Source organism: Bacterioplanes sanyensis, assembly GCF_014652515.1.
GTDB lineage: Bacteria > Pseudomonadota > Gammaproteobacteria > Pseudomonadales > Oceanobacteraceae > Bacterioplanes > Bacterioplanes sanyensis.
The window spans coordinates 147,749-174,125 of the sequence record NZ_BMYY01000007.1; the positions used below are offsets into that span (position 1 = coordinate 147,749).

Annotated in this window: 23 protein-coding genes; 13 read left to right on the top strand and 10 right to left on the bottom strand. The window is 52.1% G+C overall.

What is annotated here, in order from left to right:
• Positions 1-4 precede the first annotated feature (4 nt).
• Entirely contained in the window at positions 5-565 is a 561-nt protein-coding gene (gene gmhB, locus IE090_RS11810; protein WP_189388590.1) for a D-glycero-beta-D-manno-heptose 1,7-bisphosphate 7-phosphatase, read from the top strand.
• 112 nt (positions 566-677) lie between these two features.
• Positions 678-1,496: a lysophospholipid acyltransferase family protein gene (locus tag IE090_RS11815; RefSeq protein ID WP_189388591.1), complete on the top strand. Its 819-nt coding sequence runs from the start codon at positions 678-680 to the stop codon at positions 1,494-1,496.
• 29 nt (positions 1,497-1,525) lie between these two features.
• Here IE090_RS11815 and IE090_RS11820 read toward each other — a convergent pair whose 3' ends face one another.
• Entirely contained in the window at positions 1,526-2,848 is a 1,323-nt protein-coding gene (locus tag IE090_RS11820; protein ID WP_189388592.1) for a Na+/H+ antiporter family protein, read from the bottom strand.
• 229 nt (positions 2,849-3,077) lie between these two features.
• On the opposite strand from IE090_RS11820, the gene IE090_RS11825 reads away from it, so the two are divergent.
• Positions 3,078-3,461 (top strand): RidA family protein, encoded by a 384-nt coding sequence (locus IE090_RS11825; protein ID WP_189388593.1) that lies wholly within the window; start codon positions 3,078-3,080, stop codon positions 3,459-3,461.
• Between the two features lie 68 nt (positions 3,462-3,529).
• On the opposite strand, the gene gyrB is transcribed toward IE090_RS11825, so the two are convergent.
• Genes gyrB through dnaA form a run of 4 tightly spaced genes read right to left on the bottom strand, consistent with a single transcriptional unit; the run spans position 3,530 to position 9,754 of the window.
• Positions 3,530-5,947: a DNA topoisomerase (ATP-hydrolyzing) subunit B gene (gene gyrB, locus IE090_RS11830; protein ID WP_189388594.1), complete on the bottom strand. Its 2,418-nt coding sequence runs from the start codon at positions 5,945-5,947 to the stop codon at positions 3,530-3,532.
• 57 nt (positions 5,948-6,004) lie between these two features.
• Positions 6,005-7,120, bottom strand: coding sequence for a DNA replication/repair protein RecF (recF, locus tag IE090_RS11835; protein ID WP_189388595.1), 1,116 nt, complete (start codon positions 7,118-7,120; stop codon positions 6,005-6,007).
• An 11-nt stretch (positions 7,121-7,131) separates the two neighbouring features.
• Positions 7,132-8,232, bottom strand: coding sequence for a DNA polymerase III subunit beta (gene dnaN, locus IE090_RS11840; protein WP_189388596.1), 1,101 nt, complete (start codon positions 8,230-8,232; stop codon positions 7,132-7,134).
• A gap of 16 nt (positions 8,233-8,248) precedes the next feature.
• Positions 8,249-9,754, bottom strand: a complete 1,506-nt coding sequence (dnaA, locus tag IE090_RS11845) for a chromosomal replication initiator protein DnaA (protein WP_189388597.1) — start codon at positions 9,752-9,754, stop codon at positions 8,249-8,251.
• 718 nt (positions 9,755-10,472) lie between these two features.
• On the opposite strand from dnaA, the gene rpmH reads away from it, so the two are divergent.
• The 5 genes from rpmH (at position 10,473) to mnmE (ending at position 14,429) form a co-directional block, all read left to right on the top strand.
• Positions 10,473-10,607, top strand: coding sequence for a 50S ribosomal protein L34 (rpmH, locus tag IE090_RS11850; RefSeq protein ID WP_094059166.1), 135 nt, complete (start codon positions 10,473-10,475; stop codon positions 10,605-10,607).
• Positions 10,608-10,631: 24 nt separating this feature from the next.
• Entirely contained in the window at positions 10,632-11,036 is a 405-nt protein-coding gene (gene rnpA / locus IE090_RS11855; RefSeq protein ID WP_189388598.1) for a ribonuclease P protein component, read from the top strand.
• Entirely contained in the window at positions 10,984-11,274 is a 291-nt protein-coding gene (gene yidD, locus IE090_RS11860) for a membrane protein insertion efficiency factor YidD (protein ID WP_189388599.1), read from the top strand. The genes rnpA and yidD overlap by 53 nt, the downstream gene beginning before the upstream one ends.
• A gap of 2 nt (positions 11,275-11,276) precedes the next feature.
• Complete coding sequence (gene yidC / locus IE090_RS11865; RefSeq protein WP_189388600.1) at positions 11,277-12,938, top strand: membrane protein insertase YidC; 1,662 nt, start codon at positions 11,277-11,279, stop codon at positions 12,936-12,938.
• A 93-nt stretch (positions 12,939-13,031) separates the two neighbouring features.
• Positions 13,032-14,429, top strand: a complete 1,398-nt coding sequence (gene mnmE, locus IE090_RS11870; RefSeq protein ID WP_189388601.1) for a tRNA uridine-5-carboxymethylaminomethyl(34) synthesis GTPase MnmE — start codon at positions 13,032-13,034, stop codon at positions 14,427-14,429.
• On the opposite strand, the gene IE090_RS11875 is transcribed toward mnmE, so the two are convergent.
• From IE090_RS11875 to IE090_RS11895, 5 genes are all read right to left on the bottom strand, one after another.
• On the bottom strand, positions 14,388-15,164 hold the full coding sequence (locus tag IE090_RS11875) for a substrate-binding periplasmic protein (RefSeq protein WP_189388602.1): 777 nt from the start codon (positions 15,162-15,164) through the stop codon (positions 14,388-14,390). The two genes, mnmE and IE090_RS11875, sit on opposite strands and share 42 nt — an antisense overlap.
• A gap of 164 nt (positions 15,165-15,328) precedes the next feature.
• Positions 15,329-16,168 (bottom strand): metal-dependent hydrolase, encoded by an 840-nt coding sequence (locus IE090_RS11880; RefSeq protein WP_189388603.1) that lies wholly within the window; start codon positions 16,166-16,168, stop codon positions 15,329-15,331.
• 211 nt (positions 16,169-16,379) lie between these two features.
• On the bottom strand, positions 16,380-17,003 hold the full coding sequence (locus IE090_RS11885; RefSeq protein ID WP_229815742.1) for a cupin domain-containing protein: 624 nt from the start codon (positions 17,001-17,003) through the stop codon (positions 16,380-16,382).
• Positions 17,003-17,551: a TetR/AcrR family transcriptional regulator gene (locus IE090_RS11890; protein WP_189388604.1), complete on the bottom strand. Its 549-nt coding sequence runs from the start codon at positions 17,549-17,551 to the stop codon at positions 17,003-17,005. Before IE090_RS11890 ends, IE090_RS11885 begins: the two co-directional genes overlap by 1 nt.
• A 169-nt stretch (positions 17,552-17,720) precedes the next feature.
• The gene (locus tag IE090_RS11895) at positions 17,721-19,763 is read right to left on the bottom strand and encodes a TonB-dependent receptor (protein ID WP_189388605.1); all 2,043 of its coding nucleotides are present in this window, start codon (positions 19,761-19,763) and stop codon (positions 17,721-17,723) included.
• 376 nt (positions 19,764-20,139) lie between these two features.
• Here IE090_RS11895 and IE090_RS11900 point away from each other — a divergent pair, with 376 nt between their 5' ends.
• From IE090_RS11900 to IE090_RS11920, 5 genes are all read left to right on the top strand, one after another.
• Complete coding sequence (locus IE090_RS11900; protein WP_189388606.1) at positions 20,140-21,195, top strand: hypothetical protein; 1,056 nt, start codon at positions 20,140-20,142, stop codon at positions 21,193-21,195.
• Between the two features lie 335 nt (positions 21,196-21,530).
• Positions 21,531-23,429 carry a tRNA uridine-5-carboxymethylaminomethyl(34) synthesis enzyme MnmG gene (gene mnmG, locus IE090_RS11905; protein WP_189388618.1) on the top strand — a complete coding sequence of 633 codons (1,899 nt, stop codon included), beginning with the start codon at positions 21,531-21,533 and terminating at the stop codon, positions 23,427-23,429.
• A 403-nt stretch (positions 23,430-23,832) separates the two neighbouring features.
• Complete coding sequence (locus IE090_RS11910; protein WP_189388607.1) at positions 23,833-24,366, top strand: hypothetical protein; 534 nt, start codon at positions 23,833-23,835, stop codon at positions 24,364-24,366.
• A 441-nt stretch (positions 24,367-24,807) separates the two neighbouring features.
• Positions 24,808-25,530, top strand: coding sequence for a pentapeptide repeat-containing protein (locus IE090_RS11915; RefSeq protein WP_189388608.1), 723 nt, complete (start codon positions 24,808-24,810; stop codon positions 25,528-25,530).
• 523 nt (positions 25,531-26,053) lie between these two features.
• Positions 26,054-26,377, top strand: a 324-nt coding sequence (locus tag IE090_RS11920) for a transposase (RefSeq protein ID WP_308428503.1), incomplete at its 3' end; no start/stop codon positions are given.

The window sequence follows — 26,377 nt, forward strand, 5'->3', positions numbered from 1 at the left end:
CCCCATGACCCGACTGATTATTCTCGACCGCGACGGCGTACTCAATCAGGACTCCGATGCCTACATTAAGTCGGTTGAGGAATGGATCGCCATTGCCGGCAGCGCTGAAGCCGTCGGCCGCTTATGCGATGCTGGCGTAACGGTAGCGGTGGCGACCAATCAGTCGGGGCTGGCGCGTGGTTATTTCAGCCAGGCCGATTTGGATGCCATGCATGAAAAGATGAGCCGCTTGGCCGCCGAGTATGGCGGTCATTTTGCTCATATTGCTTGGTGCCCTCACGGCCCTGACGATCACTGTGATTGCCGCAAACCCTTGCCAGGGTTAATTGAGCAAATCCGCGCAGCGCTAAATCTGCCCCAGGCGGACATCGATAATGCTTGGATGATCGGCGACTCCCTGCGTGATTTGCAGGCCGGCCACAGCGCCGGTTGCCATACAGCACTGGTGCGCACAGGCAAAGGCCTTAACAGTGAAGCCAAACTGGCCAGCGATGCCAGCATTGCCGACAGCCCAGTATTTGATGATCTTGCCGCCTTTACCGACTGGTATCTGGACACCTTGTAAGCACTCACTTACCGTTTAAACGATCGTTTAGAAAGACTCTTTAGCGCCCCCGGCAACGGCTGCATGACGCGAAAATGGTATAACTCGCGCATATGTAATTCTCGGAGGCAGAATGAGAGCACACGACGGCCTAGTAGCCACAACCGATCGTCCCTCAGCCCTGCATGCCCTGCGCTCGCTGTTGTTTTATCTGGCACTGATCCTGATTACCTGTATTTGGGCACTGCCCAGTTTTACCTTGGGTTTGTTCCTACCGCTGAAAGTGCGCAACTTTTTTATCATGGGCATTTATTGTCGCTTGGTGATGTGGGCGGCCAAATGGATTGCCGGCCTGCGCTGGCAGGTCGAAGGCAGTGAGAACATTCCACAAGATGGTCGCGGCTATGTGTTGCTGAGCAAACACCAAAGCACCTGGGAAACCTTTTTCTTGCCGCTGATTCTGGCGCCTCATGTACAGGTGGTTAAAAAAGAATTGCTGTACTTGCCGGTGTTTGGCTGGGCGCTCAACCTGATTCATCCGATCTTTATCGACCGCAGTAAAAAAGCCAATGCCCTCAAACAAGTGGTGCAGCAAGGCGGCGAACGTTTGCGCGCTGGCATTCATGTGCTGGTTTTTCCGGAAGGTACGCGTGTTAGCCCTGGCAAGCGCAAAGCCTTTTCTAAAGGCGGCGCCATGCTGGCTAGCAAAAACACGGCCCCAGTGATTGCCGTGGCGCACAACTCAGGTGAATACTGGCCCAATCATCATTGGGTAAAACGCCCCGGCACCATTCGCGTGGTCATCAGCCCTGTGATAGAAAACGAAGGGCAATCCACCGCCGCACTTAACCAGCAAGTTGAAGACTGGATTAATGACCAAGTGGATCGCATTTCACAGCAGCCATTTAGCGGCGAATACGTCGACACTGAAAGCAGCGGCAAGCGTTTTTAGCAGCACGCAATGACAGGGCTTAAAACAAACTACAGCACCATGGCCGCTAGCCAACCAGCGGCTAACAATGGCAGGTTAAAGTGCAAAAAAGTTGGAATCACGGTATCGCGCATATGGTGGTGCTGACCATCGGCATTCAGGCCGGCCGTTGGCCCTAAAGTGGAGTCCGACGCTGGCGAGCCGGCATCCCCCAGCGCACCCGCTGTACCAATCAGCGCCACAATCGCCATCGGGCTAAAACCTAACTGCATGCACAAAGGCACATAAATGGCGGCGATGATAGGAATGGTAGAAAACGACGAGCCAATGCCCATGGTCAACAAAAGGCCGACCAGCAGCAATAAGAAAGCCGTTAATCCACGATTATCGCCCAACCACTGCGCAGCACCGTTCACCAGAGTATCGATGTCACCCGTGGCCTTTAGCACCTCAGAAAAGCCCGCTGCGGCAATCATAATAAAACCGATGGAGGCCATCATTTTAATGCCATCCACCAACACCCCTTCCGACTCGTTCCAACGCACGACCCCAGTGGCCGAGAACAGCATAAACCCAGCCATTGCACCCAATACCATTGAGCCCGTCGCCAACTGGACCGCAAAGGCCACAACAATCGCCAATGCTGCCACCCACAGAGATTTGGCATCGTATTGGCGTTCATGGTGCTCGGTGGTTTCAATCGCTGCCACATCGTACTGACGCTCACCACGGTAGCTGAACAGCGCTGCCATAGCTAAGCCTGCCAACATGCCCAATGCCGGAATCGCCATCGCCTTAACCACAGAAACATCGTCGATGTTTAAGCCCGCATCGGCGACCCGCCCCAGCAAAATATCGTGCAAGTAAATATTGCCAAAGCCCACAGGCAAAAACATATATGGCGTTACCAGGCCAAAGGTTAAAACGCAGGCCACTAAGCGGCGGTCCAGTTTCAACCGGGCCATCACCAGCAGCAGCGGTGGAATCAGGATGGGAATAAAAGCGATATGAATCGGAATCAAATTCTGCGACGACACTGCCGCCAACAACAGCAAGCCCAGCAAGCCGTTTTTTAACCAAATACTGGCTTGTGCATGGCTGCTGCCCGTCATGCGTTTCAAAATTGCGTCAGCCAATAACTGTGGCAGCCCAGACAGCGAAATCGCCACGGCAAAGGCACCCAGCAAGGCATAGCTGAGGGCAATGCCGGCACCGCCACCAATGCCTTGATTAAAAGCGTCTAATGTAGCGGTTAAATCCAAACCGCCCACCCAACCACCGACAAAGGCGGCGATAATCATCGCCAACATCACGTGCATGCGTGCCAAACTCAAAGCCAGCATCAACACCACCGCAATGACCACTGCGTTCATGAACATCTCCTCTTTATTCTTTGGGCCCGAAGCGCGCGCACAGTAGCATAAAGGCCGTGGTGATTCGCGATTAACAGCGATTCCAGACATTGCATATCGCGCTCATATAACGCGTGATAGAGAGAAATAAGTGCTGAACCATTTTGCCGCTGACGCCTGTTCAGCGACATGCCATCCCAGCCAACAGCCGTTATCATAGGCACCTTTGATACCAGAGCGAGACAGCACCATGACCGACATAACCCGCATGCATACCAAAGCCCGTATGAGCCGCATCGTGAAACACAACGGTGTCATCTATTTGTGTGGCCAGGTAGGTAAAGACGTTACCCGCAACGAAGCCACGGGCTTGCCCAATCAGGACATCACCGAGCAAACGCAAACCATGTTGGATAAGGTCGATGAGTTACTGCTGGAAGCTGGCAGCGACCGCGAGCATATTCTGTCGGCCACCATCTATGTAAAAACCATGGATGATTTTGCCGGTATGAACGCAGTATGGGACGCCTGGGTGCCAGAAGGCCACGCCCCTGCTCGTGCTTGCGTTGAAGCCTCAATGGCGCGTGAGGAGCTGTTGGTAGAGATCAGCGTGGTGGCCGCCGAAAAAGGCTAACCTTGATCACGCCAGCATAAAAAAAGGGAGCCGCGGCTCCCTTTTCCTTTCATTTGCACATTACCTGATTAGAAATCCAGATTAGCAACGTTGAGCGCATTCGCTTCGATAAAGGCACGGCGCGGCTCCACCTCATCGCCCATAAGCGTGTTGAACATCTTATCGGCAGCGATGGCGTCTTCGATGGTCACTTGCAGCATGCGGCGTGCATCTGGGTCCATGGTGGTTTCCCACAACTGATCTGGGTTCATCTCGCCCAGACCTTTGTAGCGCTGAATATTGAAGCCCTTTTGAGCTTCATGCAGCAGCCACTGTACGGCATCCCAGAAGTCACCAATCTCGTGACGACGTTCACCACGTTGGATATAAGCCCCCTCTTCCAGCAAGTTCGACAAGCGCTCAGCCATATCAGCAATGCGCTTATAGCCGTCGCCTTTGAAGAATTCTTGATCCAACAAGTGCTCTTTGGCGATGCCGTGGGTCACGACTTTAACCAGCACATTGTGGATACCACGTTCCTCGTCTTGCTGAGGTTCCACGTGGAACATGCTGCCAGAGCGGCCAGCATCGGGCAGACGCTCGTTTAGGGCTTCCGTCCAGGCCAGTACCTTTTGCGCGTCTTCCATGTCCTCGCCGCTCAGGCGTGGCAAGCTCAACATTTCATGCAATACGTGCACGGGTACCAGGTTACCGCGGCGACGAATCACTTCCTGGGTTTCTCGGTAGTCAGCAATCAAATCGGAGAAGGCTGCATCGGAAATGGCAGGTGCCTCAGGCGATGGGTACAGGCTGGCTTTTTCTAACGCCACATTGGTCAGATAACTCTCCAATGCCTCTTCATCTTTGATGTACTGCTCCTGCTTGCCGCGCTTGATCTTGTACAGCGGTGGTTGAGCAATAAAGACATGGCCACGCTCAATGATTTCAGGCATTTGACGGAAGAAGAAGGTCAGCAGCAAGGTACGAATGTGAGCACCGTCGACGTCCGCATCCGTCATAATGATGATGCTGTGGTAGCGCAGTTTATCCGGGTTAAACTCTTCGCGACCGATGCCGCAGCCTAGGGCGGTAATCAAGGTGCCCACCTCTGCCGACGACAGCATCTTGTCGAAGCGTGCTTTTTCAACGTTCAGAATTTTACCCTTCAGCGGCAGAATCGCCTGAGTGCGGCGGTCTCGACCTTGCTTGGCAGAACCACCGGCGGAGTCACCCTCCACCAGGTAAATTTCAGACAATGCCGGATCTTTTTCTTGGCAGTCGGCCAACTTACCCGGCAAGCCTGCGATGTCTAACGCACCTTTGCGGCGCGTCATATCACGCGCCTTACGCGCTGCCTCACGAGCACGAGCCGCGTCGATCATTTTGCCCACCAGCTCTTTGGCCGCTTGCGGGTTTTCCAGCAGGTATTCTTGGAATAAACGCCCCATTTCCTGCTCAACCGCTGGCTTCACTTCCGATGACACCAACTTATCTTTGGTTTGCGAGCTGAACTTAGGGTCCGGCACTTTGACGGAAATAATCGCCGTCAGGCCTTCACGGGCATCGTCACCTGTGGTCGCCACCTTGTTCTTCTTATCCAACCCTTCTTGGGCAATGTAAGAGTTCAGTGTGCGAGTCAGCGCCGCACGAAAGCCCGCTAGGTGGGTGCCACCATCGCGCTGCGGAATATTATTGGTGTAGCAGAAGATATTTTCTTGGAAGCTGTCGTTCCATTGCATCGCCACTTCCACGGACATGCCATCTTCACGTTCGGAGTTGAAGTGAAAAACGTCGTTCAGGGCCGTTTTGCCCTCGTTAAGAAACTCAACAAACGATTTCAGGCCGCCTTCAAACTCAAAGATATCTTCCTTGTCGGCTACGCGCTCGTCTTTCAGGTGAATGCGTACCCCTGAATTGAGGAACGACAGCTCACGCAAACGCTTGGCCAAATAATCGTAGGAAAACTCCGTTTTGGTGAAGGTTTCCTTCGAAGGCAAGAAGGTCACCATGGTACCGGAAACATCGGTATGGCCGACTTCTTTGAGCGGGTAATCAGGCACACCGTGGGTGTATTCCTGCTCGAACACCTTGCCCTCACGGCGAATGGTCAGCTTTAGTTTTTCCGACAAGGCATTGACCACAGATACGCCCACACCATGCAGACCACCGGATACTTTATACGAGTTGTCGTCGAACTTACCGCCGGCGTGCAGTACCGTCAGAATCACCTCGGCTGCAGAAACACCCTCCTCCGGGTGCAGTTCTGTCGGAATGCCACGACCGTTATCCGATACAGACACTGAGTTATCTGGGTGAATCACCACATCCACGGTGTCGCAGTGACCCGCCAATGCCTCGTCGATGGAGTTATCGACCACCTCAAAAACCATGTGGTGTAGGCCAGTACCGTCATCGGTATCACCGATGTACATGCCCGGACGCTTGCGCACGGCATCCAGCCCCTTCAGGACTTTAATACTGGACGAGTCGTAACTCTGCTCACTCATTCGGTGTTCCTCTTTAAATCGGTAGTTCTCTGTGATGCGCTATCGCACCAGAGAAGATCATTCGTGAGTTGTTGTGGCCGTTGGCGAGGCTTGGTCTGTCTCCCTGACAGCACCATGTTCCACGTGGAACACTTTACTGGCCGTAGGACGCCAGATGTCCGTTAACTTTTCTTTATCGATGCTGGTAACAAAGACCTGACATTTTAAGTCTTCCAGCAGTTTGCATAAAGCAAAACGATGCTTTTCGTCCAACTCGGACGCCAAGTCATCCACCAGATAAATGGTGCTGCGGCCGCTCTCTTTTTGAAACAGACTTCCCTGCGCTATCTTAAGCGCTGCCACGACGGTTTTCTGCTGACCACGCGACAGAATATCGGCAGCCGGCTGCTTATCGACCTTGATGCGCAGCTCGGCCCTATGCGGGCCAGACTGACTGTAGCCAAGGTTCAAATCGCGCTCTTGCTGACGAGCCAATACATCGCTCAGCGCGCTGTCTTTGTCCCAACCACGATAATACGTCAGCTGGATTTCTAGGCTGTCGTCCAGCTGGCTAAGAATGCGCTCAAACTCGGGTTTAAACCGTTTTAGATAAGACTGACGCTGTTGATCGATGGCTTCAGCGCTTTCAATGTAACCTGGGTTCCAAACACTCAGCCACTCTTCCTGCTTTTGCTTGAGTACGGCATTGCGTTGTTTAAGTTGCTGGCGAAAGGTTTTCCAGTTCTCCATGAACCCTTGTTCCACGTGGAACACGCCCCAATCAATAAACTGTCGGCGCTCCTCAGGAGAACCCGACAACAAGCGAAAGGTATTCGGTTCAATCACCTGAACAGGCAACCAATGCGCCGCCTCCGCCTGGGAGGTCAACACTGAGCCATTGATCTTCAGCAGTTGATCGCCACTCTTTAACCGCAAACTGTGCAGCTCGCACTCGCCAAGGTGCTCGTCGTCCAGCTGCAGCATCAGCTCCATACGATCCTGCTGGTGGCTCAGTACATGCTTGAACTGAGTGGTACGAAATGACTTGCCTGCCGACAGCAAAGCAATGGCTTCCAGCACACTGGTTTTACCGGAACCGTTATCGCCGTAAAGAAAGTTGATCGCGGGATGGGGGTTAATCGTCAGCGGCAGCAAATTGCGCACACCGCTGACTTGAAGGTGCCGAATTGGCATAAAAGAGTCGCTTATAAACGCATCGGCATAACCACGTAAATGGCGTCGCCGTTTTCCGGTTCTTCCAGCAAGGCACTGGCCGTGGCATCGCCCATGGTAAGTTTCACTTGCTCGCTGTCCAATACCGCCATGACATCTTGCAAATAAGAGACATTGAACCCAATTTCTAGGTTATCACCTTGGTATTCAACGGCGACGGCTTCTTCAGCCTCCTCTTGCTCTGGGTTATTGGCAAAGACCCTCAATAGATCAGAATCCAATACTAGACGCACGCCACGATACTTCTCGTTAGACAAAATCGCGGTGCGTTGGAAAACCTGACGCAGTTCCTGACGATCCGCCAACATCACGTTGGTGCCGTTTTTCGGAATGACTCGACCGTAGTCTGGGAACTTGCCATCCACCAATTTCGTCGTGAAGGTGAAGGTTTCCGTCACCAAGCGCAGATGCTTGCTGCTTAAAGCCACTTCAACACTGGCCTCTGGATCGGTCATTAACTTGGCCATTTCCAGCACGCCTTTGCGCGGCACAATCATTTGCTGTGCGGTATCTGGACCGGCAATATCCACATGCGCCATGGCCAGGCGATGGCCATCGGTAGACACAGTGCGCAACTGATTCGCTGAGACATCGAACAGCATGCCGTTGAGGTAATAACGCACATCCTGCTGCGCCATGGCAAAGCTGGTGCGGTCGATCACGCGGCGCAGTTTGCTCTGCTCGATGCTGAAGACCTGCTCATCCACGGTGCTGTCAACGTTAGGAAACTCAGTCGCCGGTAAGGTCGATAACGCAAAGCGTGAACGACCGGAACGCACGTTAACGCGTTGGGCGTCTTGCTCTACTTCAATCTGGGCGCCGTCTGGCAAGGTGCGGCAAATATCCATCAGCTTCTTCGCCGGCACGGTTATTTCGCCTTCCTGGCCGACTTCATCCAGCGTCACCCGACCGATCAGCTCAACTTCTAGGTCGGTGCCTGTCAGCGCCAGCTGCTGTCCTTTCACCTCCAGCAGCACATTCGACAGCACCGGCAGCGTTTGGCGTTTTTCTACCACACCCGCCACCAGCTGCAGTGGACGTAGAAGGGCTTCCCTAGAGATAACGAATTTCATGGTTCTCCCACTCAGTCTAGGTTGTCAGTGAGCGCAACAGGTTTTTGTAATCTTCCCGAATGTCTGCGCTGGATTCCTGCAATTCTTTGATTTTACGACATGCATGCAGCACTGTCGTGTGGTCACGACCACCAAATGCATTGCCAATTTCTGGCAAGCTGTGATTGGTCAGTTCTTTACTCAATGCCATCGCTACCTGACGCGGACGAGCGATGGAGCGGGTGCGGCGTTTAGATAGTAAATCAGAGAGTTTGATTTTGTAATACTCCGCCACCGTGCGTTGAATATTATCAATGCTGACCTGCTTATCTTGCAGTGCCAGCAAGTCTTTCAATGACTCTTTAATAAAGGGCAACGTGATGTCACTGCCGGTGAAGTGCGAGTTCGCCACCACCCGTTTCAGTGCCCCTTCTAGCTCGCGCACATTCGAGCGAATTTTCTGAGCAATAAAGAAAGCAGCGTCGTCTGGCAAGTGCACGCCGGTTTGTTCAGCCTTCTTCATCAGAATGGCGACTCGAGTTTCCAGTTCGGGTGGCTCAACCGCGACGGTCAGCCCCCATCCAAACCGGCTTTTCAGGCGTTCTTCCAAACCGTTGATTTCTTTAGGGTAGCGATCACAGGTCAGAATCATTTGCTGCCCGCCTTCGAGCAAGGCATTAAAGGTGTGGAAAAACTCTTCCTGGGAGCGCTCTTTACCAGCAAAAAACTGAATATCATCGATCAGCAACGCATCCAGGCCACGGTAAAAACGCTTGAACTCGTTAATGGCGTTCAACTGCAGTGCCTTCACCATGTCTTGCACAAAGCGTTCAGAGTGCACATACAGCACTTTGGCGTTGCCATCTTTCTTTTGCAGATAGTTACCCACAGCGTGCATCAAGTGGGTTTTACCCAAGCCGACGCCACCGTATATAAACAGTGGGTTGTAGGAGCCGCCGGCGTTTTCCGCCACTTGACGCGCCGCCGCGTGGGCCAGTTGGTTGCTTTTACCTTCAACAAAGGTATCGAAGGTAAAATTTTTATTCAGAAAGCTTTGGTGCTTTAAGCCGCCTTCCACTTGCACATTGCGCTCACGCGGCCGTGCGCTCACTGGCTCCTGGCGCTGTGGCGGAGCGGCTTGCTCTTGCGTTGGAATATCATCCAGCAGCTCCCCTTGCATAGGAGCACTGGTAGGCGGCGCGGCAAAGCCGTACTGATCCTGACTGTTCGAGCGCGGCGCTGGGCGTGGTGGTGGCGTACTCGGGCGGCTACTGCTGCTAGTTGGCGGACGAAACATGGGCTGCGACTCACCCACAGCCAGCTCAACATGGGTGATGCGTCCACCGTTAAGCTCCGACAAGATTTCCTGAATGCGTTGCAGGTACTTGTCCTTCACCCAGTCTTTTACAAAGCGGTTAGGCGCGCTCAGAACCAGCTGGCCTTGGTCGCTACTGGCGACTAACGGACGGATCCAGGTGTTGTATTGCTGCGCCGGTAATTCGTGCTGCAGCTGACCCAGACATTCTTGCCACAAAGCGGTCACGGCTACCTCAATTCAGGAAACAGGATTGAACAGGCACTGGGTTAGCAGTCTTGCCACTGTTTATAGCGGCGCAATCGTGTGAGTCAGTCGAGACAACCCCCGACAGCAACATCGGTAACAGCCACCGACATAGACTGAGTGCTAGACCTCTTGGTAACGCCTGAGATGCCAAAATGAATCGCGCATTCTACTCCATAGCAACAAGGTTATCCACAGCTATTCAAATCATCCAAGTTACAACCACAGCAAGACGGTTAAGCTCCCTTAAAAACGCTCATAATGCTGTGGATGAAGGTAGGGAAAACGTTGGACAAATGTGGATAGTCCGATAAGAATTATTTGCCTTGTGTACAATAAGCTGTTTCATCCACCGTTCATCCGCTCTGTTTGCGCAGCTACTCCCCTTGTTATACCGCCTTTAATAAGTCTGTAACTCATTGTTTTTAAAGGAAAAATACAGGTTAACCACAGAGTTGGCCGTCTCTAAGAGTAAAAATAACGAACTACTCCTTCCTTTCCTTCACACACATTCATATTCACTTATTCTTTTTCACACAGTGGGATAACTTCGCAGCCGTTATTTTGATCAAAATTCAGTCATTGCCTTCACTGGTTCTTTCTCATACAATTGCCGGCCTTAATTTTCAGGCCCACGGGTAACACTGCTTCGGTGACACTCAGGGTCAGGGTTTAATTCTCTTAACCGAGTGACTTTGTTATGAAACGTACATTTCAACCAAGCGTTCTGAAGCGCAAGCGTACTCATGGCTTCCGTGCCCGTATGGCGACCAAAAACGGCCGTCAAGTTCTGGCTCGTCGTCGTGCCAAAGGCCGTCACGTACTGTCTGCCTAATTGCGCCTTTGCTGCCGCTTATCAATGCCTGAATTCGGATTCACACGCGACTCGCGGTTACTAAAACCGGCGCAGTTTAAACGGGTGTTCGATCACACTGAGTTACGCGGCAGCACACCTCACCTGCTGGTATTGGCCAGTGCCAACGATGTTGAGCAACCACGTCTTGGCTTTGTGCTGGCAAAAAAGCAAATCAAGTTGGCTGTTGCCCGCAATCGGGTACGGCGATTGGTACGCGAGTCGTTTCGTCTCCATCAGCATGAGCTACCGGCAGCCGACTACGTCGTGCTGGCACGGGGCGGTCTGGTGACACTAGACAACCAGCAGATTCGTGAGATGATTGACGCCCTTTGGTTCCGATTAAAGCGTCCCAGCCATGGCAAACGAGCACAAGGTCAACGCAAACAGCGACCCCAGTCTGGGCGCTAATTGCCTATTGTTGCTCATTCGCTTTTATCGAGTGGCCATCAGCCCTCTTATTCCCAGTCGTTGCCGCTATTACCCAACCTGTTCCAGTTACGCCGATGAAGCAGTCCGGCGGTATGGTGTTGTGCGCGGTGGTAGCATGGCGATAAAACGCATTTTGCGGTGTCACCCATGGGCTTCCCATGGCTATGACCCGGTACCTGACTCCCATTCACCTAACTGTTGTCAACGGAAACCCTAATCATGGATATCCGCCGTACGTTGATTTTTATTGGTCTAGCTATCAGTAGCTATTTTCTGATTCTGGCCTGGAACGATGACTATGGAAGCAAACCACAGGACAGTCAGCCGATAGCGGCAACACCGTCCTCCCAGGAAGCACCGATTGCCGCCATTGATGGCGATCGCAGCCAAGATGCCGATGTACCGACTATTACCAGCACTGGGCCTGATGTGGATGCGTCACAACCAGAAGCCAGCGGTGAGCTGATACAGGTAATGACGGATGTATTAACTCTAACCATTGATCCCCTGGGTGGTGAGGTGGTTGAGGTATTGCTGCCTAAATTCCCAGCCTCTATTGAGCAAAAAGACGTGCCGTTTGTGCTGCTGGAACGCAACAGCCGGCGTACCTACGTTGCGCAAAGCGGCTTACTGGGGCGTGACGGCATAGATAGCGACGGCAAAGCTCTTTTTAACAGCGATCGCACTCGCTATGAGCTCAGTGAAGATCAGCAAACGCTGGAGGTGGTGTTGACCCATCGCAGCGACAAAGCCGAGGTGGACAAGGTTTTCACCTTTACTCGCGGTGAATATCTGGTGGACATCTCTTACCGTATTCGCAATTTGTCTGAGCAGCCATGGCAGGGCGTGTTTTATGCCCAGCTAAAGCGTGACGGCTCTGGCGATCCATCTCAGGGCAACCAAATGGGCATGCAGTCCTATTTGGGCGCGGCCTTGACCACCTCTGAAAACCGCTATGAAAAGGTCAGCTTTGATGATTTGGAGGACAGCGCCTACAAGCAGGTCGAAACCGGCGGCTGGGCGGCGATGCTGCAGCACTACTTCCTGTCCGCTTGGATTCCGGCTCAGGATGAGCAGCACACCTACAACGGTCGCTTTGTAAAAGGTAACTATTTGTTTGGCTTTTACAGCCAGCCAACGCAGGTGGCAGCGGGCGACAGCGCTACCGTCGGTGCGCAGTTGTATGTCGGTCCGAAAAACCAAGAGCGCTTGGCAGAAATTGCTGAAAACCTAGACCTAACCATCGACTATGGCTGGCTCTGGTGGATTGCCCAGCCGCTGTTCTGGCTGTTGAGCTTCTTCCATGGCTTGGTCGGTAACTGGGGTGTAGCCATTATCTTGCTCACCATCAGCATCAAAATACTATTCTACAAGCCTTCGGCGATGAGCTATCGCTCGATGGCGAACGTGCGCAAAGTCGCGCCTAAGATTCAGGAAATCAAAGAGAAATACGGTGATAACCGCGAGAAGCTGGGTCAGGAAATGATGAAGCTGTACCGCGATGAAAAGGTCAACCCGATGGGTGGCTGCTTGCCGATTTTGATTCAGATGCCGGTGTTTATCGCCTTGTATTGGGTGTTGATGGAATCCGTGGAGCTGCGCCAAGCGCCCTTCTTCCTGTGGATCGAAGACATGTCGATTAAGGACCCCTACTTCGTACTGCCACTGCTCATGGGTGCAGCCATGTTTGTGCAGACGAGGTTCCTCAACCCGACTCCGCCAGACCCAATGCAGGCGCGGGTTATGCAGTTTATGCCCATTATTTTCACTATTTTCTTCCTGTGGTTCCCAGCAGGCCTAGTGCTGTACTGGGTGGTTAACCAGCTACTGTCGATTGCACAGCAGTATGTAGTTACCAAGCAGATCGAAAAACAGGGCTAGTTCACTCACTTTGAATAGCCTAAGCAGGCCCTCACGGGCCTGCTCTCTCTGCTTTCCTGCGTTACAATCAGGCCTTTTGACGGCCTGCTCCCCATGACTGAAGTCCTCCATCAAGATTCCATTGCAGCGATTGCTACGGCGCCTGGGCGTGGCGGCGTGGGGATTATTCGTATTTCTGGCAGCAAGGCCATGGCAGTGGCCCAAGCCGTGTTAGGCCACCAGCCCAAGCCCCGCTATGCCCACTATGGTCCGTTTCGTAACTTGGCGGGGGATGTGCTCGATGAAGGCATTGCGCTGTTTTTCCCTGGCCCCAACTCCTTTACTGGCGAAGATGTGCTCGAGCTGCAAGGCCACGGTGGCCCAGTGGTGTTGGATTTGCTGCTGCAGCAAGTGGTGGCGCTGGGCTGTCGTTTGGCACGCCCGGGTGAGTTTTCTGAGCGCGCATTCCTCAACGACAAGCTCGATTTAGCACAGGCGGAGGCCATTGCCGACTTGATCGACTCGGCGTCAGAGCAAGCGGCGCGCTGTGCTTTGCGCTCACTGCAAGGTGAATTTTCACAACGTATCCACAGCTTGCTTGACCAACTGATTCACTTGCGTATGTATGTGGAGGCAGCCATCGACTTTCCGGAAGAAGAAATCGATTTTCTCTCTGATGGTAAGGTCGAAGCCATGCTCAGCGAGGTCGAACAGGCTTTAAATGCCGTAATGCGCGAGGCCAATCAAGGGTCATTGCTGCGCGAAGGCATGAATGTGGTGATTGCTGGCCGCCCTAATGCGGGCAAATCGTCCTTGTTAAACGCCTTAGCGGGCCAGGAACGCGCCATCGTCACGGACATTGCCGGCACCACGCGCGACGTCTTAAAAGAACATATCCACATTGATGGTATGCCTCTGCACATCATCGACACCGCAGGCTTGCGCGATGCCCCAGATGAAGTCGAGCGCATTGGCATTGAACGCGCCTGGGCCGAGATCGAGCAGGCGGATCGCGTACTGCTGATGATCGACAGCAGCAGTGACGAAACCGACCCTCTGGCGTTGCTGCACGCTCTGTATGACGGCCAGCAACAGGCGAATGAGCTGGCTGAGACCCTTTGGCACTCTGGCCGACTGACGGTGGTGCGCAACAAAGCCGACCTAGCTGGGCTCGCCGTGGGCACATGCGCGGGCGAAACCGTACCGACCTTGGCGTTGTCCGCCAAACTCAATCAAGGTGTGGATAACTTACGTGAACATTTAAAAGCCGTGATGGGCTTTGATGCCGCCTCAGAAGGCGGTTTTCTGGCGCGTCGACGTCATATTGAAGCGCTGCAGCGCGCAGGCAAGGCGCTAGAAGCTGGCCGCGCGCAGTTACAAGGCATGGCTGCTGGTGAACTCTTGGCCGAAGACTTGCGCATGGCGCAGCATGCGCTGAATGAGATTACCGGTGAATTCAATGCCGATGATCTACTGGGCGAGATTTTCGGTAGTTTCTGCATCGGCAAGTGAGGCTTTTCCCAAATAGCTCTCTATTAGCTGTTGATAACGCCCTGTGCGCTTGAGCTCGGCAATACCTCGATCGAAATCATCGCGCCACTGGCGGCGGCTGAACGCCATTTGGTAGTTCACAGGTTCAAACAGTGGAAATATATCCACAGGTTGCTCTGCGCCAACATAGTTCTGCTGTTGGCGATAATAGTTAAAGATATTGATATCGAGCACAATCACGTCCACGCGTTCACCGAACAACATGGTGACTTGCGCGGCCTGACGGGCAATTTCTTGGTAATCCGGTGATTGCTGGATGCTGCGGTAATAATCTGGACCCAGATAGCGATGCGCGTTCTGAAAGGCCAAAATGCGATGCTTGGCCAGATCTTGCTGGCTGCTCAAGGCAAGCTGATGTTTAGCCAGAGCTATAGCAACGTTGTGATAGCGAATATAGGGCGCGGATAAATACGCCTCATCGCCCACCGTAGCTCTGGTGACGGTAATGGCGGCTTGCACTTGCTGTTGCTTAAGCAGTTCGGGAACACGGCGGAAGGATACATAAACCGGCACCAGCGTATGTCCTTGGCTGGCCAAAGCTTCACGTACGATTTCTAGCTCGAAGCCAGTGTCCTCCTCGGCGATCACATAGGGTGCTAAGGCCATGCCGACAGCCACACGAATGGTATCGCCGTAACTGGCGGACGTTAGCGCTAAACATATCGTTAAGGTGCTCATCATCAGCCATTGCTGCATACACTGCCCTCACTGCATCAAACCATCATTATAGTGAAGGCGTGACAGAATCACGGTTGTTTAAGGTGTCTTACCTGACGAGCGCGAATGACCAAGACGAATGCTTTGGAACGTTAGCTTGGGCAGGAAAAATTTACCCGCATTTATCAGATGCGGGTAGTTGTTTAAACAGATTTAAACTGCTGCTGCTCTGCTAGCCATTGGCCCAGCAGTTCACGGTTGTCATGATCCCATGGATGAAAATCACGACGAAAATAATCTAAGTAATCACGCCATATTTTTCTGACCAATCCTGGCTTTAAAAAATAAAACTTAAAACCACTCATCCAAGTTCTAGGTTTAAATAATTCGCCGTCTTTCCATAAAAAAATCAGTTGGTAGATGGTCGTTCGCAAGCAGAAAAGAAAGGTAATATTAATCATGGTTAATATTCTTAACCAATATCGTCCTACGGCTTGCTGGTAAACATCAAACGCCACGGCTTTGTGTTCCGTTTCTTCAATCGCATGCCAACGCCACATTTGTTTAAACTGTGGATGCATGCCTTCTGTGGCTTGAGGGTCGGTTAACACCTGGTGTGCCATGATGGCAGTAAAGTGTTCCAACGCGCAGGTGATGGCCAATCTATGCGATTTTGGCACCCATTTTTTCATCCAGATTTTTTCTTTCTTTTCGATGCGATTTATTTTATCGATGGGATAACCCCATTTTTTTAAATAATCATTGTACTGAGCATGCTCGTGACCATGAATCGCCTCTTGCTTAATAAACCCTTTAATTTGCTTGAGTAAGCGCTCATCGGTAATTTTGTGTTGATGGTCGCGCACGGCATCCATAAACATGCGCTCACCTTCTGGAAATAGGCAAGATAAAGCATTCATGTAAGTTGAGCGAAACGCATCACCGGCAAACCAATGGCGAGGAATGTCATCTAGCTCAAACTCAAAGTCCATTTTACGGCCGGGAATATCAATACTGGCGCTGATGTCCTGAGCGGTTGTCATAACTGCACCTGTGCTGCTGATGAAAGTGAAAAGGTATCCGACACTTTAGCTCTGGTACTCATGTCTCAACAGGTGAGCTTATGACAGTTTTATTGATACCAGCGGTGTGTAACTGTCTATAAGCCACCCGCCAGTGTCTTGCGTCAGGCGTTGGTACATTTTCAGAGCGAATGAAAAGGCGCCGTTTGCAGGAAAAATCAGGATCTTCGCCCTAGGCGCTGAACCTCACCCATAAGCGGCACTGGCTTTGGCAACGAAGCCTGGTGACATCGGCAGCGGGCAAGCGCAGCCAGCTGTGAGGTGGGTAAAGGCCATCAGCGTCTTGCAACGTGCCAGACAGCACAACCATTTCAGCACGTTTGGCTGTGGCAGGCAGGCGCTCTCCCGCAGCCAAGGCTAAATACCAGGTTTGCTCGGCACCATAAGCATGTAGGCAATGACTGCCGTGGCGCTCATCGATATGGCTTCTAACAAGTTCACTATCGTTCGGATCAAACTGATTGAGTTTGACGAAAATCAAGCAGCCGCCTGCAGAAAATGGAGCATGTGAACTGCCAGGAGGGTTACGTAAATAGCTGCCCTGGGGAAAATCACCACTGTCGTCGCTGAAGGTGCCTTCCAGCACCAGAATTTCTTCGCCCAGTGGGTGTGGGTGCGGTGGAAACTGCGCTCCAGGCAGATAGCGCACCATGCTTGTCACCTGCCCGTGCTCGGGTGCTTCGCGCTCCAATGGCCAGCGTTCGATGGGAGCTTGCGGCGCATTTTGCCAAAGCTGGTCGCCCGGTCGCACCACGGCGCGCTGTTGGCGCTGCATGCGCAGCGGCTGAAACACCATTACAGGCTACTGAGGGTTGTCAGCCAGGCTTTGGTGGCTTGTAGGCGTTGCTGCTCGTCTTCGCCGCGATCCAACAACAGTGAGCCTTCCAGTGCACTGACAATGACTTTGGCCAACTCATCGCGCGGCAAGGCCAGTAAGCGCGCATTGGCGAGGGTATCGCTTACCCATTGCTGCAGTTCGGCAAAAAATGCTTGTACCACTTGGCGGTGATCGTCATTCAATCCATCGACACCCGCCGCATAAGCCTGACACAAGCACTGCATGTTGTTGGCATGGCTGTCGCAAAACATATCGGCCAGAGTTCGCAAACGCTGTCGTGGGCTGCTGACCTCATCACAGCGCTGTTTAAGCTCGGCAAAGAAGTCACGGTGATAGTCTTTCACCAGCTCTAGCAACAAAGCATCGCGACTTTTAAAGTGGTAATGCACTGAGCTGGATTTAATACCAGCGGCCTTGCCTAACTCACGAAAGCTGGCTGCTGCCAAGGTTTTCTTACGAATCTGCTCGGTGGCAATGGTTTTGAGTTGATCACGCATTTCAGACATCCAGCACTCTCCCTGCGGACAAAAAGAACTAACAGCTGTTAGTTATGCACGCTCCAGAACAGAATGCAACGGCTGGATATGACAATTTGTTAAAATTCTACCAACAAACTTACCCACAGAATAAGATGCCAGCTTTCCAGGAAACCTCAAAAGCTGGCAACTATGTCATTTAAAAAGTGTAAGTCGCAGATAAGCCGATGGTACGAGGCGCGACAACCGCCGCATAACCGTTGGCTGAATAGCGGGAAGGACCTGAGCTGACGGTCTTCGCTTGCTCATCGTTGAGGTTATTCACAAACCCACTGAATAACCAATGCGCGGTTTCGTAATTGATACGAAGATGGGCGAGCCAATAATCACCGGCTTGGCTAGCACGGCTATTTTGATAATCACCATAGTATTCCGCCACATAATTGGCCGACACATCGATATCCACAGCACTGGTTAACCAATAACGACCGCCGGCACTGGCGGTGACTTCAGGAGCGGAGTTCAAATCATTGCCATCCACATCGGCAAAGCCGTCACTGCTGTCTTCGATGCGAGTTTTCAACAAGCCCAATGCACCGCGTAGCTGCAGATCGGCACTGAGGTTGGCCTGCAGTTCTGTCTCTAAGCCGTAGCTTTGCGCCGCATCAATATTACTGATGCGACGCTCGCTATTGCTGGCTTGGTAGTCTTGATAGTCATTGAAGAACAGGTTGCTGCGAACACTGATTCGGCCCTCGCTGAAAGATACGCGGCTACTGAGTTCGTAAGCGTTTACTGACTCTGAGTCATAGTAATAATAGTCACCGCTGTTGAAATCCAGCGCCCCACCACCCTGGTTATAGCCACGTCGCGCGCTCACAGCGACGGTGTGGTGTTGGCTCAGGTCGTAGTGCAGTTCTAACTTGGGCAGCTGAATGGTTTTATCGCGGTCGAGGGTCGCGTCAATCGCCTCACCTCGGCTTTGCATGGTGAAGTCGCGTTGTTGACTCTCTTGCTGAATTCGGTGACCCAAAATCAGCCGCAAGCTGGGCTGTAATTGATAATGCAACTCGCCATACAGGGCGGTGGCGCTGCTGCTGTCGTCGCCGGCATAAATCGATGCCCCTTGGCTGTTGAAGTCTTGCTCACGCTGGTGATGGTTCAGGCCAATAAAGCCACTGGCGGCACTGCTCACTGGCTCAATATGGAGGCGCGCATCGAGGCTTTGATCGTCCTCTTGCATTTGCACTTGGCTTTGCTGCGCTGGGTCTGCTTCATAGCTGTCAAAAGCCCAGTGAAAATCGGTATTGCTGAGCAACATTTCAGCCCGAACGGCTGCATTGAATTGGTATTTAACGGTTAGGCTGGCAACGTCTGACTCCGTGTCCATATAGCGCTGGGTCACAGGTATGAAATCCCACGGATCTTTGCCATCAAAAAACTCGCGCCCGCTGTCGCCTTTTTCTTCAGCGGTGACGTAGCTTAACAAGGCAGAAACGTCGCCGTTGGGCTGCCATAACAGCTTGCTACGAATGCGTTGTGACTGCAGTTCGTTTAGATCAAACGGCGCTGGGTTACTGTCGTGCTCCAGACCCTCATTAAAAGTGTCACCGTCTAAACGCTGTGCAGCGATGCGCAGGGCCAGCTGGTCATCGACCAAGGGTGCATTGATCATGGCAGAGGTGTCGATCAATTGATCTTGATTGCGCGCACCCACGCGAGCTTTGGCTTGCCAATCGAACTGCGGGTCAAAGGTTTTCACATAGATGCTGCCCGCTAGGCTGTTCTGGCCGTGAGTGGTCGACTGTGGGCCACGATACACCTCGATCTGTTCAACGTCCCACAGGCCTGTGTCACCGGTTAGATCTGCCACAAAAGGCTCTGCTACACCATCAACCAGGCGCGATACGCGGGCTTTTGAACCGCCGCTAAAGGAATTAAAGCCTGTCGCTGAACCATTGCCGGAAACGCCGCGAATATTAGGCTGCGAGCCAGATAGCATCACCAAGTTGGGGGTTTCGCTAATGGCAGCAGAAACACTCAGGTGCTCCAGGGTTTGCAGCTCTTCTGCACCAATCACCGACACCGACGTGCTGGTATTACGCAACGAGCGTTGCGACTTTTCACCGACGACGGTGACCTTGTCCAGCTGGGTGGTATCGGCATAGGTGTTATCGACATAGATATTGAGGCTGGCGCAGGCAATGGCAGCCGCCAACGCCTGAGGAGGAAAACGGTTCATGCAGATTCTCCATGTAAGCAAAGCCGACGCGGATGGCTGGCCGGCAGGCGGGCGGCAATCTAGCACAGAGCGCAATGCTTACAAATGAGAACTATTACTTTTTAGTGGTTTTATCAGTATCACATAACGCTTTGCCTTTTACGCATAATTCGATGACATCTGCAGCCTACACAAGATTGGCCGATACCATTAAAGGGCCTCTGAACAATTCAGCCCTGCTCCGCTGTGACGGATGCCAAACTGGGATGAGAGCCATAATGACGACGGAGCTATTCACAGGCCGCTCGTCGTTTGGGTTATGTGTCATCTTGGCATCCCTTCCTTAGAGAGGCGGAGCCGGTATGCTATTTATAAGTTTATCCACAATGAGGATGTCATGGTGTTGATTCGATTTGCTGCTTTCTCTGCCTCTGCGCTGTTGTTAGTCGGTTGTCTGGCTGCGCCCGACGACGACGATGACGACGTCACCAACGATCAAGGCGACAGCGTGACGGTGACCACGCAACAGCTCAACGGCTTTTGGAACGGCGAGTTTGACGGCGTGAGTGGCCTAAGGATGCTGGTTTACAACGGCAACGCCTATGCTGTGGACGCGGCGCGTGGCTATTACGGCACCGTCAGTTTCACCGAGCAAAGCCAAACCGCCACCATGACGCTGGAGGCCTTTGCGCTCAACAGTGGCTCTGATAGCGATGCCAAGCAGTTGGTGGCCGATGGCAGCAATCAAGACTACGGCTTTGATCTGCAGTTGGCCTCGGTGGCCGCCGTTGACGATAGCTTGGTCGGCGCGTTTACCGTGAACGCTGCCACCAGCGGGCGGGTACAACTCACCGATGACGGCACTTGGGACAACAACAGCGCCATCAGTCGCATTACCCCTGTGGGTAAGTGGACGGCGACGGGCTATGAGTTGTTTATTAGCCGCACTTCACCGACCAGTGCCACATTTACCGGCCTAGGTGTGGCCGATGACAACAGTGGCTGCAACTTCCGCGGCACGTTATCCACACTCAATACCAGCTACAACCTTTACCAGGCGCAGCTCAGTCGTCGCGACAATTGCATCGGTGCGGATGTGGACAGCGACAACCCGTTGAGCGGTTATGCCGGCATGAATGCGGATGGCGAGTTGGAATTTTACCTGCGCGAGCAAGGGCGCTTGCTGTTTATGACGTTTGCTGCGCCGGCAACGGACGACGGCACCGATGATGGTACGGACGGCGGCACCAATGACGGTACGGACGGCGGCACCAATGACGGCACGGACGGTGGTACCGATGATGGAACGGACGGTGGTACCGATGATGGAACGGACGGTGGTACCGATGATGGAACGGACGACGGCACCGATGACGGTACAGACGCTGGCACCGATGACGGTACAGACGCTGGCACCGATGACGGTACGGATGAGGCTAGCGATGCCGCATAACCTGTGAGTAAAGCTGTGAAAAGTGTGCAAAAAACCCGGGCATAGCCTGGGTTTTTTTATATCCACACTGCGTATAAGTGTATGAACTTTTTACTTTTCCCCATTCATCCAAAGCTTTATCAACAGCCTAAGGTGCTGAAACTTGGGCTTTTTGCCCAAACTTGTGGGTGGGTCGAATAACTCTGATCACAGGGATAAGCCAATTGTGGATAACGTGCATAACTTTACTGGTCAAAAAACGCACAAAATACTGCCAGAAAGCCTTCTTCGCTGTTATAATGCGCGCCCTTTTGCGGCCTTGCGGTAAGGCCACGGTAATATTTTTGAGGTGAATGGTGGATTATCCGGTTCGTTATGATGTGATTGTGGTCGGCGGTGGACACGCAGGTACCGAAGCTGCGCTGGCAGCGGCGCGTGCTGGCAGTAAAACCCTGTTACTGACTCACAACACGGATACCGTCGGGGTGATGTCCTGTAATCCGGCCATCGGTGGCATTGGTAAAAGCCACCTGGTGAAAGAAATCGATGCTCTGGGCGGCGCCATGGCGCGTGCCACGGATAAAGCCGGCATTCAGTTTCGTACCCTGAACAGCCGTAAAGGCCCAGCGGTCCGCGCTACACGGGCACAAGCCGACCGCGCTTTGTACCGCGCCGCCATTCGCCAGATTGTGGAAAACCAGCCCAACCTCGATATTTTTCAGGCCGCCTGTGACGATTTGATCGTTGCCGGCGACGGAGTCGGCAGTACCGTGCAAGGCGTCGTGACCAACACTGGCATGCGCATCTTTGCTACCAGCGTGGTGTTAACCACAGGCACCTTCTTGGGTGGCGTTATCCACATCGGTATGGAAAACCACAAAGGCGGCCGTGCCGGCGATCCGCCGTCGATTGCCTTGGCTGAGCGTTTACGGGCGATGCCGTTTAACGTTGGCCGGTTAAAAACCGGTACGCCTGCGCGCATTGACCGTCGCAGTGTCGATTTTTCGGTTATGCAAGAGCAGCCAGGTGATACACCGCTGCCAGTGATGTCCTTTATGGGCTCGGTGGATGAGCACCCGGAGCAGGTGAGCTGCTACATCACCCATACCAATGAGCAAACCCACGAGGTGATCCGCAATAACCTCGACCGCTCGCCTATGTATGCTGGAGTGATCGAAGGCGTTGGCCCACGCTACTGCCCGTCGATTGAAGACAAGGTGATGCGTTTTGCCGATAAAGACAGCCATCAGGTATTTGTTGAGCCCGAGGGCTTAACCAGCAATGAGCTGTACCCCAACGGCATATCCACGTCATTGCCATTTGATGTGCAATTGCAGCTTATCCACAGCATGCGTGGCTTTGAAAACGCCCATATCACGCGCCCTGGCTATGCCATCGAATATGACTTTTTTGATCCTCGTGATCTGCGCCATACCTTGGAAACCAAGTTTATCCACAACCTGTATTTTGCCGGCCAAATTAACGGCACCACAGGTTATGAAGAAGCCGGTGCCCAAGGCCTGCTGGCCGGTGTGAATGCCGCCCTGCGCGCGCAAGAAAAAGACATTTGGGTGCCGCGCCGCGACCAATCTTACATTGGTGTGCTGGTCGACGACCTCATCACCATGGGCACCAAAGAGCCCTATCGCATGTTTACCAGTCGCGCTGAATATCGCTTAGTGCTGCGTGAAGACAATGCCGATTTGCGCCTGACTGAAATCGGCCGTGAGCTGGGCTTGGTCGACGATCAGCGCTGGGCCGCCTTTAACGCCAAGCGTGATGCCATCGAAGCGGAAAGCCAGCGCCTGAAAACCAGCTGGGTGCAACCCAACACAGAGGCTGCCAAGCAGCTAGAGGCGTTGGGCGAAGCCGCCATTAGCCACGAATACAACCTGCACGATTTGCTCAAGCGACCAAAACTCAGCTATGCCGATGTCGCTGGCCTAAAGGGTGAACCTGTGGGTAACCCACAAGTGGCGGAGCAGGTCGAGATTCAAGCCAAATACGACGGCTATATTGCCCGTCAGCTGGAAGAAATTGAGCAGCTACGCCGCTATGAAAACACCGCCTTGCCGGAAGACCTCGACTATGAGGCCATTGGCGGCTTATCCAATGAAGTAAAGCAAAAGCTTAACCAGGTACGCCCGGCGACTCTGGGCGTGGCATCACGTATCTCCGGCATTACCCCGGCCGCCATCAGCCAGATTCTGATTCACCTGAAAAAGAATAAGCTGGCCAGCCAGATGACGGCTTAACCAGTTATGGGGTGGTAACACCCCTTAACAATCCCCCTCCCGGCCGAGGTGGCGTTTATCCGTTAGTCTGCTTGCCCACGGGCGGCACGCAAACAGATCGATTCCCACTCCCCGTTTGCTTGCTCTGCGTCCATGCAGTGCAGCCTGGTCGTCTTCGCAGGCTAACGGCGCCATCTTAGGCCGATTGGGCGTAGCGACGGAGGTGATTATTGAAGAGGTTGTGACGCGGCATAGGAGTACTGTTTAGAGTTTATGGGCAGCATTAACGAGTACAGGCATAGCGAACTCTGACGGATAATAGAAGTGCTCACAGTCGGAGCCTCATAGCGGAGGCAGAGCTTGGAGAAAGGGCACTTTTTTGCAGTCAACGCGATGAGTTAGAAAAAGTGGTAGGTGAAATTATATGCTTGTTTATGAAAACTTAGATGTCGGAGCGGTCTTATTGGCCGCTTTTAGAGTGGTGTTAGTGTTTTCTGTATGGCTTGCGGTTGTATTTTTTATACAAAAAAAGTCGTGGATAAGAGCTAATATTTGGGGTGAAAAAAAATTAGTTTATTTTTCATATTTTTCTTTGTTTTGGTTTTCTATGATCACATTGATCTCGCTCGATGGATTGGGCAGGAATGTCAGCATATGGTCTGAGGTAAAAAACGGTAGGGTCTACACGTATCAGGGCGAGGTTTATAAAATCAAATATACAACCGCGGGAGTTAAGTTTTACCTTGATGAAGAAAAATACATAGGGTCAGAGAATCGTTTAGGGTGCTTTTGGGGAGAGCGCTGGGGGAGTGACAGAGATGAAGCTTCTAGTTTTATGAAAATAGGATATATTAAATTTAGATGGGCCGGCTCTACAAGGAGCTGTATTGTTTCCCTTGAAGTAATGAAAGTAAAAAAAAATAACAATAATGACGTTCGCGCGAACACCGCATTCTAGTCTACTTGCGCTGTCTTTCATACTGTGAATAGCGCGCTAGGGAATGGCGGATTGATTCGCCCAGCTGCGCTCGGGCTTAATCAGTTAAAGGGTGGCCGCCCCCTAACAATCCCGCTCCCAGTCGAGATCGCGTTTATCCGTCAGACTACTTGCCCACTGGCGGCCTGCATACCGGTCGATTCACGCGCCCCGTTTGCTTGCTCTGCGTCCATACAGCGCAGCCTGGTCGCCTTGCAGGCTAACGGCGCTCTCTAAGTCCGATTGGGCGTCGAGCTGGCTGTCTTATTTGCCTATGCTGAAAGCTGACCGTAATACCAAGGAGCTTGGGTGCATGTTGTGGTAGTCGCCATTGATACTGGGTAGCGATAATCGACCAATCCTTTACAATGAATGCCTCTTTTTTCGCTACTAATTTTTTATATAAAGTTAAAGACTAATAAAATGACTCACTATTTGGAATCCTTCGATGGCATAGAAATACATAGTTTTAGAGATGTCGGACTGGGAGGTAAGCAGGTAATAGAGAAGATGTACTTCTCCAGTGTCAGCTTTGATTGGGGAGATTTCGAGAGTATAGAATTCAGAAACTGTGCTTTCATCGGATGTACTTTTAGAGAGTCAAACTTTCAGGGTTCAGTTTTTACCAGTTGCATATTTTATGAAAGAAACGAATACCGCAACTGTGAGTTTGTCGAAACTAACCTTGAAGGTGTTAGTTTTGTAGACAGCGATATGACGGCTGTCAATTTTCGTCAAATCGAGGGGTTTGGAATTGAATTTAAGAACTGCTCATTGCAAAACTCGAACTTCTATAGACCAGACTTCTCAAAGTCATTCTCACGTTCCATTTTTAAAACAAGTCTAGTGATGCAGGGGTGTGACTGTAAGGGAGCTGAATTCGAAGAAGTACATATCGACAACATCAAGCTAATAAAAAATGACTTTACTGCATGTAGTTTTAAAAATGTATCTCTTGAAGGATGTGACTTTGTAGAGTGTCAGTTCAAGCCAAGTGCATCAACAAATTTGAGTTTGCACCGTTCAGATCTACGTAGCTCAGACATTTCAGGATTGAACCCAAGCACTGATCGAATGCAAGGGGTGTTAATAAATGAATCACAAGCACTGTCTTTAGTAGAATATCTCGGAGTAATAGTCGCTTAGTGAAATAAAAAGAACAGTTATGAGGATTTATATCGGCAGCTCGATTACTTTCTTAATTTTTAACGGCGCAATCTCAGTCTCGATTGCCCTAGCAACATCACAATGACTGATGGGATGGACGCTCTCCCATTTGGTTCCAGCGTCAAAAGCGCTAAAGTTTTAGTTCAACAAAAAACTCAACAAATGAGGAGCGTCCACATGAATAAGGGTAATACAGTTGCGGTTGACTTGGCAAAGTCTGTCTTTCAGGTATGCATCCTGTCGGAGCAGAATCAGGTCGTCAAAAGCCTGCGTCTAAGTCGACCCAAATTTAAAGAGTTTTTGACCACGTATGAGCCTTCTCAGGTCTTTATGGAAGCCTGTTATTCATCTCACTACTGGGGGCGATATGCACAGCAGGCCGGTCATCATGTGCGAATAATCAAGGACCAAATTAGACAGTCATGATAAGAAAGCTGCCTGATGGCAGCGTCTAAATCTGCTGGCTAGGCTGTAAGCAGATCCTGTTCACTGGGAGTCGGCCATGCCTAAACCGCGCAAAGAACTCGTTTCTCTGGAAGCCACGCCGTATTATCACTGTGTCTCACGCTGTGTGCGGCGGGCGTTTTTATGCGGCTTTGATCAGGAAGGGCGCAGCTTTGAGCATCGCCGAGGCTGGATAGAGTCATTACTGCTGGAGCAAGCCCAAGTCTTTGCCATAAACATTGCAGCCTATGCAGTGATGTCGAATCACTTTCATGTGGTGCTGCATGTCGCACAGGATCAGGCTGCGAGCTGGTCTGTGCGTGAAGTAATTGAGCGCTGGCACCGGCTGTACAAAGGTAATGCGTTTACTCAGCGTTATCTG

Bases quoted from the DNA above. Each gene is read 5' to 3' on its own strand.
- IE090_RS11890 (WP_189388604.1), bottom strand. From the start codon at position 17,551: ATGTCTGAAATGCGTGATCAACTCAAAACCATTGCCACCGAGCAGATT.
- recF (WP_189388595.1), bottom strand. From the start codon at position 7,120: ATGCCAATTCGGCACCTTCAAGTCAGCGGTGTGCGCAATTTGCTGCCG.
- IE090_RS11910 (WP_189388607.1), top strand. From the start codon at position 23,833: ATGCTTGTTTATGAAAACTTAGATGTCGGAGCGGTCTTATTGGCCGCT.
- rpmH (WP_094059166.1), top strand. From the start codon at position 10,473: ATGAAACGTACATTTCAACCAAGCGTTCTGAAGCGCAAGCGTACTCAT.
- mnmE (WP_189388601.1), top strand. From the start codon at position 13,032: ATGACTGAAGTCCTCCATCAAGATTCCATTGCAGCGATTGCTACGGCG.
- IE090_RS11820 (WP_189388592.1), bottom strand. From the start codon at position 2,848: ATGAACGCAGTGGTCATTGCGGTGGTGTTGATGCTGGCTTTGAGTTTG.
- IE090_RS11915 (WP_189388608.1), top strand. From the start codon at position 24,808: ATGACTCACTATTTGGAATCCTTCGATGGCATAGAAATACATAGTTTT.
- yidC (WP_189388600.1), top strand. From the start codon at position 11,277: ATGGATATCCGCCGTACGTTGATTTTTATTGGTCTAGCTATCAGTAGC.
- rnpA (WP_189388598.1), top strand. From the start codon at position 10,632: ATGCCTGAATTCGGATTCACACGCGACTCGCGGTTACTAAAACCGGCG.
- yidD (WP_189388599.1), top strand. From the start codon at position 10,984: ATGGCAAACGAGCACAAGGTCAACGCAAACAGCGACCCCAGTCTGGGC.
- gmhB (WP_189388590.1), top strand. From the start codon at position 5: ATGACCCGACTGATTATTCTCGACCGCGACGGCGTACTCAATCAGGAC.
- IE090_RS11885 (WP_229815742.1), bottom strand. From the start codon at position 17,003: ATGGTGTTTCAGCCGCTGCGCATGCAGCGCCAACAGCGCGCCGTGGTG.
- dnaN (WP_189388596.1), bottom strand. From the start codon at position 8,232: ATGAAATTCGTTATCTCTAGGGAAGCCCTTCTACGTCCACTGCAGCTG.
- IE090_RS11825 (WP_189388593.1), top strand. From the start codon at position 3,078: ATGACCGACATAACCCGCATGCATACCAAAGCCCGTATGAGCCGCATC.
- gyrB (WP_189388594.1), bottom strand. From the start codon at position 5,947: ATGAGTGAGCAGAGTTACGACTCGTCCAGTATTAAAGTCCTGAAGGGG.
- IE090_RS11815 (WP_189388591.1), top strand. From the start codon at position 678: ATGAGAGCACACGACGGCCTAGTAGCCACAACCGATCGTCCCTCAGCC.
- IE090_RS11895 (WP_189388605.1), bottom strand. From the start codon at position 19,763: ATGAACCGTTTTCCTCCTCAGGCGTTGGCGGCTGCCATTGCCTGCGCC.
- IE090_RS11900 (WP_189388606.1), top strand. From the start codon at position 20,140: ATGGTGTTGATTCGATTTGCTGCTTTCTCTGCCTCTGCGCTGTTGTTA.
- IE090_RS11880 (WP_189388603.1), bottom strand. From the start codon at position 16,168: ATGACAACCGCTCAGGACATCAGCGCCAGTATTGATATTCCCGGCCGT.
- IE090_RS11875 (WP_189388602.1), bottom strand. From the start codon at position 15,164: ATGCAGCAATGGCTGATGATGAGCACCTTAACGATATGTTTAGCGCTA.